The organism is Capnocytophaga sp. FDAARGOS_737, assembly GCF_009730375.1.
In the GTDB taxonomy this organism is placed as follows: domain Bacteria; phylum Bacteroidota; class Bacteroidia; order Flavobacteriales; family Flavobacteriaceae; genus Capnocytophaga; species Capnocytophaga leadbetteri.
The window spans coordinates 1,074,334-1,086,989 of sequence record NZ_CP046316.1; the positions used below are offsets into that span (position 1 = coordinate 1,074,334).

A 12,656-nucleotide genomic window follows, 5' to 3' on the forward strand; every position below is an offset into this window, starting at 1 on the left:
TTAAATGCGGTTTAAAAGGGTTATAAGTTTGGTTAAGAGAGGAAAGAAACGCTGTTCAAAATCAAAGTTAGCAAGGGGTGTTGTGCTGTTGAAATGTTTGTAAATGGTAGGGAGTTCTATCTCACTACATTGGGAGTATTCTCCATTGAGCCAATCTAAAAGATAGGTATGGAATAGGTCGCTTTGGTCTTCATAGACAAAAGATAGGTATTTCTCTACCTCAAAAAGTTCCTCTTCACCTTGCTCATAGTCCTCTGCTATGTGCAAATGGGTATAGATAGAGTGGTTAGGAAAATCCTGCCACAAGGTATAAAAGGCTTGTGAGAGGGCAAGGCATTCGGCTTCTAAATCATTCTTAGGAATAAAGCGGTCTATACGCCTTTGAAAAAAGTCTAAATGGCAAGGGTTGCGTATCTTTTTGGAAAGAATAGTACCTATTTGTTGTGCCTGCTTTAAAAGGTGCAGGAGGTGGTCTCTTTCTGCTATTTCTTCATAGTCTTGGCTAATACAATCTTGCAACATTTCATAGGCATAAGCCACAAAACAATCTTCTTGTACATAGTTTGCTATAAAAGCACGTTGGTTTAGGTAGGCATATACCGATAAAAATAGTTCATAAAGTGGTTTGTTTTTATGTACTTTCAGAAGTCTATAAAGCGGTTGCAGAGGGACAAAAAACACTTCGTTGGGCAAATAAAAACGTTCTTCGCAAGAGAAAAAAGCATCGCTATTGGGGGCTTTCAATACTTTTAGTTCACAGAAAGTACCTTTGGTATCTCTCTTTTTGATTTGCTCTTGGCTGTAAGAAAGGGCTAAGGCAATCCCGCAAGAAAGGTCGTACTGCTCTATGGGAAAGGGAGTAAAGCCGTAATGGTCTGCCATTTGAGCGAGGGAACACTTGAGAGTGGTTTTTAGCTGTGCTTGCTCCTCTCCACTAAAAATGATGTGCTTGCTTGAGTGATACACTTTAGGAGGAAAGGTCGTCTTTAAAAAACCATTGGCAAAAGAGTTTTCGGGGCTACTTGTTGCTGTTCTTGACGTATCTGTGAGCGGTCTTTGGAGCGTTGGACTGCTTTGGAAAACTCTCTTAACCTGCGGTAGAGTTCTCTCTGTGCTTCGCTTTGTATAGGTGCGAGGTTTTGTTGGGGTTGCTGTTGCATACATTTTTAGCTTGTTTTTAGTTTTTGATAACGTTTTTAATTTTAGCTATAAGCCTTGTTTTAAGCTGTTTTACAAGGCTCATAGCTTTAGAATTAGTAGAGATTTAGCCTTTCGTACCCATTGTGATTTGTAGGGGATAGACAATGCTGTCTCCCTCTACGTAAGGTGTGCCTGCTTTGGCATTGGTGAGCAGGGGGTAATGGGTGCTGTAAAAATTCTTGACTTGCTCTACTGACCACGATGGATTAGGGTCAGCAAGGTGAATAGTTTGTCGGTTTTCTTCAAAGACAAACATTCTTTTCAGTTGGGTAGCTATGAGCATAACAATACTTTTTTAGGGGTTAATACTTATTCTTCAAACAAGGTAGGGGCAAAGTGTGTGGATAGTTCTGACCTTTTTTTGCGGATTTTATCGGCATAGTTAGGGAACTCATCGGGAGGAGGTAGTTTTGACCACGCTTCTCGGTACTTGCCCTGTGCTTCTAAATCAGCTACTTTTTTCATAGCCTCTTCGTATTTCTTTTGTTGTTTCTCGGCTTTTTCTTTCTCCATAGCTGATTGCCTTTGGGCTTGCTTTTGCGCCTCGATGTACTGCTCCATATTTACAAGCAGAGAGGAGGTTTCTTCTAAGGGTTGGGTGATGCTTTGAAAAAAGCCTGCATCTAATTCTTCGGCTGTACCTCTAAGTACTAAGGGAGGCAAAAGGTGCTTGGCAGGGTCTGAACATTGTTCATTCTCAAGCAATACCGATACAACAAGCTGGCTATTTGCTTCTTGAGTTATGACTAAGTGCAGTTTGCCTTGTATGGCTAACTGAGCAATTTGATTGAAAAAATGGGTTTCCATTGGATACTTCGTTTTTAAATTGATACTTCTGTTTTTATATTCTTATCTTTTAAGGGGCTTTTTTAATAGTGTTTTCAGTGCGATAACTCACTGTGTAGCCGTTTGCCTTTACGATAGCTTCTAAGGCTTGTCGGGCTTTGAGGGTTGCCTCTCGGTCTTGGTCACTAAGGTTCATAAAGTGCAGTGGCTCAAAAGTTCGGATGATTATCCCTATATAGGACAGGGCTTGGGTGTCGGTTGTTAGGGGTTGTTTGAGTGTGTTCATTAGGATACTCTTTTAGGTTAAACTACTTCTTGGGGTTCTATCTCAAACTCAATGCTTCTTTTGCTACATTGGGTTTGGTCGTACCATTGCAAGTTGGTTAGGTCGTCTTGGGTAAAGGGTAGCTTGTACCGCTTGCAATAGGCTTTTATCACTTCGATTGCTTTGTATTTGCTTGTGCATACTTGCATAAGGACACGGCTACTCATATAGTGCCAGCTATCGGTTTTATAGACTAAGTAAACGCTTTCCATAGGCTGTTAGGTTTTATTAAGGGTTGAGTTCTGGGCTTCTTTGAGTTGCTTTAGTTTAATATATAAGTCCTGCCAATAGGCTTTTAGCTTCTTATCTAACGCTTTGTGGGTATTGTCAGTATGCTTATAGCCTCTAAAGCTATCGGCTTGCGCTAAGGCTTTATCAAGGTCGGTTACCTCTATAGGTGCGCCATTGAGGTCTGTTATTATCATTTTTCAAAGTTTTTAAAAAGTTCATCAAAACGAATGTCGTCCGTCCAATACTCATCGGAGGAGTATTTTCCATAGGCTTTTATATAGAAATCATCGTATCGGGTAAATACGCTTCGGTAGATTTCTAAACGACTTTCAGGCGTATTGAAAGAGGCTAATTCCTCCTCAGTGAGTTCCACAAAAGCCCAAGTACGTTCTTCCAAAAAGGATAAATCGGGCTGTTCCTCATCGCTGAGGGTATAAAAGTCGGTTCTTGCCTCATAGAAACTAAGGTTTACAAAATCGGGGTCGCTCTTTAGGGTAGATACTTGTTGGGCTACATTTTTCACTTTCTCAAGCCATTGCTTGGTAAGGCTGATAAGGGCAAAGTCGCAACTATCCCATTCGCTATTGGTATAGGCACGCACCAAAAGGTGTGTTGTAGGTGTTTTGCTGATATTCATTTTTCGTTCAATTTTAAAGGGTTATACATTTAGAAAGGCAAATCGTCCTCGTCTTCCTCTGCTACTTGCTCTGCTGTGACTTGGGGCTTTGGCAAAGGTGTTATGGCATTTGCGTTATTTGTCTCACTTGCAGAGGTATTAGGTGTTACTTCTGCTTTCTTGCTAAAGTGGAATTTGATTTTGGAGGTGTGAAAGTTCAAGCCTGCTTGAGGTTCTCCCTCACGATTGAGCCACGCTCTTGCCGATACTCGTCCTTCCAATTCAACCAATGTGCCTTTGGTAAGGTACGGAGCAACCCCCGTACTGAGCCAATAAGCACAGTCAAAAAAGGAGGTTTGTTGTACGTTTTCACCTGCTTTGTTTCGGTAATTGTCGTTCACTGCTACAGAGAAATTAACGACTTGTTTGCCATTTGATAGGGTTTGCACTTGTGCATTTTCGGTAAGTCTTCCTACGATATTCATAAGCGTTCTGTTTGTTATTAGGTTACTAAATTTCTACTATTTGGTCTATGCGCCCATAAAGATAGGCACGGAGGCTGGTGCGGTCGATAGCATAGTATTCATACCAAGTATTATACTGCTTTACGATGAACTTTTTCAGCACATCGGAAAAATCAAATCGGTAGCCCAATAAGGGGATAGCATTTCTAAAAAAGCAGTTACTATTGACCGCTTGAGTAATCCAATTTTTCTCTGTTCGGGTGAGTTTCTCACCACTATTGAGTTTTACACGGAGCTGATAGACTTGGCAGTCTTTCAGATGTTCTAAGGGGCTTATTTCGTGAGACACAAATTTGGTTGCAATACAGGGTTCTTTTTTCATCTTGTTGCATTTTAGGAGTTTTATACTGCTTTACGGCTTGTTTGGACACGATACGCACGATTTTCGGCTTTTAGGTTGTCTTTTTGAAATTTTTTATTCGACAATGGGAGGAAAAGCGGTATTCGTTTTAAAAAACAATCTGTAAGAAGCGGCATTTTTCTCATATTTGACATTTTTTTTATTCGCTTAAAGGTCGGAATGAGCTGGTTTCGTTTCGAGTGCCATAAAAGGTCTGTGTTTAGCTTCTGCAAGGTTTTTCAAAAAAATACTACCCGCAGGACAACGGACAAGGGCTGGAGATTTTTTTGAAAACCCATCGGGCTTGACCTTGCAAGAAGCGTTAATAACACAGAAATACCTTTGCACTCGAACAACGAACCGCCATTACGTGCCTTAAGTGTTTAAAACAGGGAAAATAGGTAAGTCTTAATGACGTATTTCTATTTGTGACAAACGAATACCCTTTTCCTTATTTGTTGAAGTCTTTTTTTCTTCTAATAGCTTTCTGTAAGGCAACAAAAAAATCCATTGACACATCTCTTTTTGAAATGTTATCAATGGATTTTAATTCTAAGAAGAAATTTGTTAGTTATCCTATCTTTAAGTTTTTTAATCGTTCGGCAGCAATTTCCATATCCTTGCTAATTTTCTCATTGGTGATTTTAGCATAAATCTGGGTAGTTTTGATATTCTTATGTCCCATCATCTTGCTAACACTTTCCAAGGGAACCCCTTCTGTTAAGAATAGAGTACCAAAGGTATGGCGTGCCCAGTGAAAGGAGATAGGTTTTTCACGAATGATGTTACAATCTTTCATCATCTTTTTAATCAGGAGGTTGCAATTAGCATTGGAGGGTGTAGGAAATAGTGCCTCTGTACGAGTCGTACCCTCATATTTTTCAATAATTTTCTCGGCTATATCTAATAGACGAACATTACAGGGTACATCAGATTTCTGACGGCGTTTGATAAGCCATTTGTTGCCGTCAAAGAACGATTGTAAGTGACTTTTTTTAAGTTGTTTGATGTCAATGTAAGAGAAGCCTGTAAAGCAACTAAACACAAATAGGTCTCGTACTAATTCAATAGAAGCACTCTTAGGGTGATATTGCAGAAGGGTTTCTACTTCCTCTCTAAGTAAATAACCTCTGTCTTTCTCTTCCATAGAGTTAGTGTAGTTCTTAAATGGATTGCGATGGATAATGCCTTTGTCTATGGCTATTTCTACCATTTTACAAAGGGGCATCATGTATACCCAAATGGTGTTCTGCGCAAGAGCTTTATTGACTCTAAGATAGAAGTCGAACTCATTGATAAAGTCTTCTGTAAGCTCTTTGAAAGAGATATCGCTTTTGCGATATTTATATTGGATAAACTCACTCAAATGAGTGTATGCATTTTTGTATTTATTGAGTGTTCTCCAACTTCTGACACCTTTTTCTACCATCAAGGCAAAATCTTCTTTGAACTTCTCATAGACTTTTAGTAAGGAATCTTCTATTACTCCTATACCCAAAAAAGTGGTTTTTAGTTTTTGTGCAGTAACCACCCCCTCGTACTTCATCAGCTCTTCGTAATGAGTAATGATACGTGAACGAATTTCTTCTAACTTGTGGTTGAGTTGGGTAGCTTCTTCTGTTTTACCTATTACCCTTCCGTACTTCAAATCCCATTTCTGTGGAAGGATTTCAAGTTTGGTACTGAACTGAGCTACCTGATTGTCAATGGTAATACGCCCCATAATAGCAACCTTACCATTCTTCTTTGGGGCGTTCTTTTTAAGGTAGAACAATACCTTAAAAGTTGAGCGTTTTACTTTTTCCATACTCTAATTTTTTAATTTGCGAAAGTACTTCTTATTAAGTTACTATACAAGATGAAAAAAGGTGTAAAACACTGAAATATAACCTGTTAATAAAAAATATTTTTCAAGATATTAGGTAATGATTTAGAAACCTAATTTTGGAAAAACCTGTCCAAATCATCTAAGTCTCTGTCTTCTCTTATCTTCCTATCAAAAAAAGTAATTCCCTTTGTTTGAGTTAATTATATTATTTTTTGTAGTTTTACTTTTTAAAATAGCTTTTTTGCAAAGATACAAAATAATTACAAATGACAAATTACAAATGACTAAATTTTACAAATACTGCTCATATGCTTTTTTTAGATGTTCTTTCACCTCTTCAGCCAATGTAGCAGGAGCAAGCACTTTCACATACTGACTGCGGGCGCATATTTCCATCACAAAATTGTAAGTAGGAACGAGCTGCAAGCTGATACGAACCTCATCTTCATTGTCCTCTAATAGCTTTTGCGAGGGGTGCAGTGGTAGGGTTTTAACATACTGCCCTTGCTCGTAGTCAAACGATAAAATAACCTCTTGCGGAGGTGTTTCCGTATCAATCATTACCCCATAAGTATTTTTAAAGAGGGCTTCTATATTCACCTTTTTACGTTGTACTTTAGTAGTTGTAATCTCCAATTGAGAAATACGGTCTAAACCAAAAGCCTTAAACTGCATAGGTTCTTTGTGCTCAGCGGCAATCAGATACCAACGCCTATTGTGTTCCTTTAAGGCATAGGGCACCATTTCACGCTGATGGGCTACCCCTTCCCAAAATTTGGTGTAGAAAAACCGCACAGTACAATGTTTTTCTATAGCCTCAATAATATCTTCAATATGGTTTAAGCCTAGTGTTTTCTCTTGTCGTTCAAATAGTAGCACCTCTTGCATCTCTTTAGTGCGACGGTAAGCATCTACTAATAAAATATTGTCAAAAATAGCATACCGGTTTGTTAGTTCGCTTTCTTCAATCACCCATCGCCCCTTACCATTAGGCGCAATATAAATCATAAAAATATCTTCTAACAGATGCCTATCCCGCTGAAAAGTTTTCTCTGAGAAGCTAAAGTTCTCACAATCTTTATCCTCGTGTTTTTGTTTTAGGTGGTCGTATAGCTCCTGATAGCTAAGTCCCCCTTCAGGAGCCTTTTCAAGAGTTTTTACGATATGCACCAATCGCAATAATTGTTCTTTTTTAGCCATAGTTTTATTTATTAAAATTCTATATTCTTTTTAAAATTTGCTAATACTTGTTCTATATTCGCCTTACCTACAGGGTTTTGACTGTGCACTACAAACTTGGGCAAAGGCAACTGATGGTCTAAGCAATAATCCACCAAATATTTAGCACAATCATAGCCCGAAAGCCCCTCGCCCAAATCGTGGTCAAACGAGATAAAATCAGGCAACCCATGCCGCTGAAGATAAGCTACAAATTCCTCGTAACTATACACCCGTTCAAACCCCTCAGGAGTAGTACGTAGGTCATCTAAGTAAAGATTCATTGTATTACTTTAAAAATTACACGGCAAAGATATAAAACAAAATGGACAAACTATGACCGACTATATTTTTTTCTACAAAAAAACTCCCCACTTTTTTACGAGTGGGGAGGGGGCTATTATTTATATTTCTCAATTATTGATACAATCGCATTGATATGACTTTCTTCATCTTTTCCTTGAGGGTGTTCTGTTTGTAAGAAATAAACTCCATTAAAGTTATACAAATTGATGAGGTATTCATTGTTTTTACCCCACTCTATTGTACTAATTGGGTTGCATTCTTTCTCACCATTCAAATAAGGTAGAAAATCTTTCGCCCAATTCTCACCAGTAAGTAAGATTACAAACTTTGGAGAAAGTATTTCAATCTCGTTTTTCAGTATTTTCTGGCAGATAGGAAGCTGTTCGTAACACAATCTATTAGAAGGATTACCACCATCATAAGGAGCTATTTTATATAAATTAGTCCAAGCAATTCCATTAAACCATTCTCCTTGTGTATAGCTTTGAGAAACGTTAGATACTACTCGCCAAAAAGCAGAGCGTTGCCAATTATAAGAAGGATGATTTTCCAACCAACTCATCTGATTGGGATGAGCAAATCCTCGTGATTCATTATCACCATCGAACAAAACATCAACACTTTCTGTAGAATCTGTTCCCCAGCCATTTGTAGCTCTTCCTATAAAAAGTAACCCGCTAAATGAATCTGTAGGAAAATTCTTTCCCCATTCTATGCAAAAAGGACTTGTTGTTTCTTTATCTTCTTTTGATAATTGTTCAAGAAGTTCTTTGTAAAAAGGTTTTAAAACCTTATGTAATGATTGTTCCATGGCAATAGTTTTTTCTTTTAATTCCATATATATAAATTTAAATATTTTAAAAACACATCAAGCGCAGGCTTCCTATTACTTCGTCTGGAGCCCGATCAAAGGCTAACACAAAAGCAAAAAGGAATACCTGCGCTTATAAGGCAGGCATCTCGGCATTTGCTTTCCTTGTGTTATTGAAATGTTTGGTCGTATTCCAGAACAGGAAAATCAAAGCGAAACGCTATATCGTTATATTTGTTTGTATGTCTATCTCAAATACTCGTATACTTTTTAATTTGCGACAAATATACAAATCTTTTCCGGATATATATCCCTTTTTGCTAAAAAAAGTTTTATTTTTCCTTTTTCAGCCGCAAAGATATAGCACAAAGTGGACAGGCTACGTCCGATAACAATATTTTTTTACACCTCCACCCATCGTTCCCAGTCAAACCCTTCGTGTTCATCTCGCATTACGTAGCCTAATTGGTTGGTGAGTAGCTGGGTGTTACCTACCTTAAAGTCGGGTTGGTTAAAATGGTGATGCCCATAAATCCAATAATCTATAGGGTTTGAGACGATAAAATCGGCAAGGTCTTGCGCAAAAGCTTCATTTAGCGGACTGTCTAAGTATATTTCAGGGTAATGCTCTTTGGTGGGTACGTAATGGGTGGCGACCAATATACGCTCTATCTCGCCAGCTTGCTTGGCTTTAGCCGCTTTTTTTACTTCTTTCTTCAAGAAATGCACCGCTTCTTTGTTAAAATAGTTAAAATCAGCTATTTCCAAAGAATCTATCTCACCTCCTTTAGCGGGGTTTAGCACAGTAATATAGCGGAAATCATTCATTCCGTACTTTATAGCTTTCTCGTTCTTTTTGCTGATATGGCTCCACATCGTGCTGAGTATCAGCTGAGTGCTGCCTATACGCTCGCTATAGTTATCTACCAAGTAGAGGTTAGGCACTTCTTTCAGGGGCTGCTCACAGCGACTGCTGGCGTAGTGGTGCGTATAGAGGTAATACTCGTGGTTACCTGGCAACCAAAATACTTTCTCAAAACCCTTGCAAAGGTCAGCTATTTCACTTTTATAGAGGGCTTTAGAAAGATTTACAAAAGGAACAAGGTCACCAGCGATGATAAGAATATCACCCACCCGTTTTATAGGGTAATTACTTAAAAAGTTTAAATTATCCTCAAATTCAAGGTGTAAGTCCGAACAGTATTGTATTTTCATTTTTGTTAATTTTTTAATTGCAGCAAAGATAATAAAAGTAGCGGACAAACTATGACCTACCAAATAAAAAAATGACAAACCTCACTCTCGCAAGATTTGCCATTTACTAATTCGCTAATTTCCAAATTTGCTAATTATTTAAACGCTTTCGTCTTATTCTTAATAATCAATTCTTTTTGTTCAGCAGGGATAGAGTATTTATTGCCATAGGCAGCCCCTTCCCAGTCGCCGTAAGAGTAGTTAGGTAGGATGATAAAGCGCTTGCCAAACTCGTTGCGGTTGTTATGTACGGCCTCTGAGCGCCCTTCAGGAGTGCGACTGTCAAAGTCTTTAGCAAAGTCAGAAAGGTTATCCCCCATTAGCAACACAATGTCGTAATCTTTAGCTATCTGTAGGCGACGGTTCTCTTTGCTTTTCTCAGCGGTGCGGAGTATCAATCTACTGTCAGAAGGGAAAGGGAAGTTATACTTGCGCAGGTTCTTAGCAGTGCCTTCGCGCTCTTTCTCTAGACGATTGGTTACGTAGAAGATAGTCACCCCTTTGCTGTCAGCGTATGTAAAGAAATCTAACGCCCCTGCCAGCGGTTTAGCATCGCCTAATACCGTCCATTCTTCCCACGCCTCTTGCGAGTAGCTAATACCCTTTTTAGCACAATAGGCTTCAAAAGGCGAGTTGTCTAAGAAAGTCTCGTCAATATCAGTAACGATAGCCAGCGGTTTATCGCCTTTTTTAGCAAGAGCTTCGTCTAAACGCAGCTGAGCTACATTAAAGGCTTGCAGACAAAGAGCCTCGTATTCAGCAGCATTTTGCTGAAAGTAAGAAGACCATAGCTTACCGTTAGCGATGAGCGTGCTTTCGCCCTTGGGGGCTTGCGCTGCAGTAGAGGTTTTGGTAGCACAACAGCCCCCTAATAACAGAGCCGCTACCCCAATCAATAAATAATTCTTTTTCATATGATATATCAAATCTCAATTTTCCTATATAGAGTCGCTTTCTAACGACTGATTACTAATGACTAACGACTAAAATTAATTATCTTATCCACAATCGTCTGAGCCAGTTTCTCCTTGCTTTCAAGTGTCCAACCAGCTATATGGGGGGTTAGGATTACATTGTCAGCCTCCAAAAGATATTTAAACGCTTCGGGCATCTGCTTATCGCTAAAAAAATCTTCAAATGAGGCTTTTTCGTATTCAAGCACATCTAGTCCTGCTCCCAATACTTTGCCGCTTTGTAGGGCGCGCACCAAATCATCAGTAACGACACTCTTGCCGCGTGCTGTGTTCAAAAACCAAAAACTTTTGGCAAAACTATTGATAAACGCTTCGTTAATCATTCTTGTCGTTTGGGGCGTTTGTGGGGTGTGCAGACTTACCACATCTGCCTGGCGGAAAAAATCTACTAAGGTTACTTGCCGAGCGTTTTCATCGCCTTTGTTGGGTAGTATATCATAGCAGATTACTTGGCAGTCAAAGCCTCGTAGCTTTTTAGCAAAGCTCTTGCCCATATTACCATAGCCTATAATGCCTACCGTTTTGCCGTCTAACTCCCAACCGCGATTTTCCTCGCGCAACCATTTGCCGTTCTTGATTTCGTTATTCGCTTTTTTAAACTTGTTTAGTAGCGATAACAGCATTCCTAAAACGTGCTCACCTACCGCATTGCGGTTGCCTTCAGGGGCAGCTATTAGGCTGATACCCTTGCTTTCAACATAAGCTACATCTATATTCTCAAGACCGGCACCCACTCTGCCTATAAATTTTAGGCGAGTAGCCTTGTCTAAAAATGTCTTGTCAATAGGGAACCTACTGCGGATGATAATCCCATCATAATCAGCTATTTTAGCTTCTATTTCAACCTTAGTGCTGGTATAGTCCTCGTGGTTTTCAAACCCTTGAGCCGCAAGCTGTGCCAGCATCAAAGGGTGGTTTTTGTCTATGTGAAGTATTTTCATTCTCTCTTGTTTTTCACTGCAAAGGTACAAAACAATTGGCAATTAACAATTAATAATTGATAATAATTTACTATCTTTGCGCATTATTACCTAATATATAACCAATGTCATTATCGTATTTACAACCTGTCGAAGCATCTTTTACCTTAGATGATTACAAGCCTCAGCAAGTGGGCTTCCAGATACAAAAACACCTGTACTCCATAGGGTTACCCGACCTTAGCGATGTCAAAATCGCTTTCTTCTGTGTCGAGAAAAACCGCCAATCTTTTAGTAATTTTCGCCGCCATCTTTACTCTCTTTTCGTAGGGAATTGGTACTTCAACATTGCCGATTTAGGCAATCTTCCTGCGGGCGAAACGGACGAGGATACGCATTTTGCTATCCGCGAAATTGTAGCCGAATTGGTCAAAAAAGGCGTCCTTCCTTTAGTAATAGGGGGGGAGCAGCAGTTTACTTATTCGCTTTATCGTGCTTTTGATAGCCTCGAGCAAATGGTAAATCTTGTAAGTGTAGATGCCAAGTTCGATTTTGGAAATGATGAAGAGCTTTTTATTGAAAGTTCTTATATGAGTCGTCTGATTTCTGAGCCGCCTGTCAATCTTCTCGACTTTACTAATTTAGGGTATCAATCTTATTATGTAGCCCAAGAAGAACTCGATTTGCTTGAGAAGATGTGCTTCGAAGCCTATCGTTTGGGCAATGTGGTCAATGACCTGAAGTGTATAGAGCCTGCTATGCGCGATGCCGATATCGTAAGTATTGATATGACCAGTGTACAGGCTAAAGATATGAATGCACCGGGTAATGTAAATGGTTTTTCTAACCGCGAAATCTGTGCCATTACGCGCTATGCCGGTATCAGTAGCAATGTGCAAGTAACAGGCATTTTCAATGTGCCTAATACCGATTTGGCTAACCAGCTGATGGCCGAAATGGTTTGGTATTTTTATGAGGGCTTCAACTTCCGTATCAAAGAGTTACCGGTGATTAATGACGAAAATTATACTAAATATATTGTGCCTATTGAGGATGTACAGATAGAGTTCTTCAAAAGCACACAGACCGAACGTTGGTGGATGAAACCTGGTAGCGATAAGTACTCAGGACCTCAAAACCACGTCCCATCAGGACTTATCCCTTGCTTACCTCAAGACTACGAAGAGGCCATCCGAGGTACTATCCCCGAACGTTGGTGGCGCTCCTACCGAAAATCTATCTAATTTGCTAAAAAACAGTTTCTCTACTAGTATGATGACCGTCACATCTCCCCCTTTTGAAGGGGGCAGGGGGGATGTTAAT

The 12,656-nt window shown here is 39.4% G+C and carries 17 protein-coding genes; 1 reads left to right on the plus strand and 16 read right to left on the minus strand.

From position 1 onward, the window contains the following. The 16 genes from FOC45_RS04660 to FOC45_RS04740 all read right to left on the minus strand — a co-directional run bounded on the left by FOC45_RS04660 (position 1) and on the right by FOC45_RS04740 (position 11,354). Entirely contained in the window at positions 1–1,164 is a 1,164-nt protein-coding gene (locus tag FOC45_RS04660) for a hypothetical protein (protein WP_009389112.1), read from the minus strand. A gap of 100 nt (positions 1,165–1,264) precedes the next feature. Then, on the minus strand, positions 1,265–1,483 hold the full coding sequence (locus FOC45_RS04665; protein WP_009389114.1) for a PRTRC system protein C: 219 nt from the start codon (positions 1,481–1,483) through the stop codon (positions 1,265–1,267). Positions 1,484–1,509: 26 nt separating this feature from the next. Next, the gene (locus FOC45_RS04670; protein ID WP_009389116.1) at positions 1,510–2,007 is read right to left on the minus strand and encodes a PRTRC system protein E; all 498 of its coding nucleotides are present in this window, start codon (positions 2,005–2,007) and stop codon (positions 1,510–1,512) included. 49 nt (positions 2,008–2,056) lie between these two features. Continuing rightward, positions 2,057–2,272 carry a hypothetical protein gene (locus FOC45_RS04675; protein ID WP_009389117.1) on the minus strand — a complete coding sequence of 72 codons (216 nt, stop codon included), beginning with the start codon at positions 2,270–2,272 and terminating at the stop codon, positions 2,057–2,059. A 17-nt stretch (positions 2,273–2,289) separates the two neighbouring features. Then, entirely contained in the window at positions 2,290–2,523 is a 234-nt protein-coding gene (locus FOC45_RS04680) for a hypothetical protein (RefSeq protein WP_009389118.1), read from the minus strand. A gap of 6 nt (positions 2,524–2,529) precedes the next feature. Further along, positions 2,530–2,736 (minus strand): hypothetical protein, encoded by a 207-nt coding sequence (locus tag FOC45_RS04685; protein ID WP_009389119.1) that lies wholly within the window; start codon positions 2,734–2,736, stop codon positions 2,530–2,532. Then, positions 2,733–3,179, minus strand: coding sequence for a hypothetical protein (locus tag FOC45_RS04690; protein ID WP_009389120.1), 447 nt, complete (start codon positions 3,177–3,179; stop codon positions 2,733–2,735). The genes FOC45_RS04685 and FOC45_RS04690 overlap by 4 nt, the downstream gene beginning before the upstream one ends. A 29-nt stretch (positions 3,180–3,208) precedes the next feature. Continuing rightward, positions 3,209–3,643 carry a single-stranded DNA-binding protein gene (locus tag FOC45_RS04695; protein ID WP_009389121.1) on the minus strand — a complete coding sequence of 145 codons (435 nt, stop codon included), beginning with the start codon at positions 3,641–3,643 and terminating at the stop codon, positions 3,209–3,211. Between the two features lie 25 nt (positions 3,644–3,668). Continuing rightward, complete coding sequence (locus FOC45_RS04700) at positions 3,669–4,004, minus strand: hypothetical protein (RefSeq protein ID WP_009389122.1); 336 nt, start codon at positions 4,002–4,004, stop codon at positions 3,669–3,671. Positions 4,005–4,593: 589 nt separating this feature from the next. Beyond that, entirely contained in the window at positions 4,594–5,829 is a 1,236-nt protein-coding gene (locus FOC45_RS04710) for a site-specific integrase (protein WP_009389124.1), read from the minus strand. Positions 5,830–6,141: 312 nt separating this feature from the next. Further along, positions 6,142–7,050 carry a YafY family protein gene (locus FOC45_RS04715; protein ID WP_009389126.1) on the minus strand — a complete coding sequence of 303 codons (909 nt, stop codon included), beginning with the start codon at positions 7,048–7,050 and terminating at the stop codon, positions 6,142–6,144. A gap of 11 nt (positions 7,051–7,061) precedes the next feature. Beyond that, a complete protein-coding gene (locus tag FOC45_RS04720) occupies positions 7,062–7,352 on the minus strand; it encodes a cyclic-phosphate processing receiver domain-containing protein (protein WP_009389127.1) in 291 nt (96 codons plus the stop codon). 116 nt (positions 7,353–7,468) lie between these two features. Further along, positions 7,469–8,212, minus strand: a complete 744-nt coding sequence (locus FOC45_RS04725) for a hypothetical protein (RefSeq protein ID WP_009389128.1) — start codon at positions 8,210–8,212, stop codon at positions 7,469–7,471. A 375-nt stretch (positions 8,213–8,587) separates the two neighbouring features. After that, positions 8,588–9,400: a metallophosphoesterase gene (locus tag FOC45_RS04730; RefSeq protein WP_034540202.1), complete on the minus strand. Its 813-nt coding sequence runs from the start codon at positions 9,398–9,400 to the stop codon at positions 8,588–8,590. Positions 9,401–9,534: 134 nt separating this feature from the next. After that, entirely contained in the window at positions 9,535–10,353 is an 819-nt protein-coding gene (locus tag FOC45_RS04735; protein WP_009389132.1) for a 5'-nucleotidase, lipoprotein e(P4) family, read from the minus strand. Between the two features lie 62 nt (positions 10,354–10,415). After that, positions 10,416–11,354 (minus strand): 2-hydroxyacid dehydrogenase, encoded by a 939-nt coding sequence (locus FOC45_RS04740; RefSeq protein WP_009389133.1) that lies wholly within the window; start codon positions 11,352–11,354, stop codon positions 10,416–10,418. A gap of 104 nt (positions 11,355–11,458) precedes the next feature. On the opposite strand from FOC45_RS04740, the gene FOC45_RS04745 reads away from it, so the two are divergent. Then, positions 11,459–12,577: a formimidoylglutamase gene (locus FOC45_RS04745; protein ID WP_009389134.1), complete on the plus strand. Its 1,119-nt coding sequence runs from the start codon at positions 11,459–11,461 to the stop codon at positions 12,575–12,577. Positions 12,578–12,656: the final 79 nt, after the last annotated feature.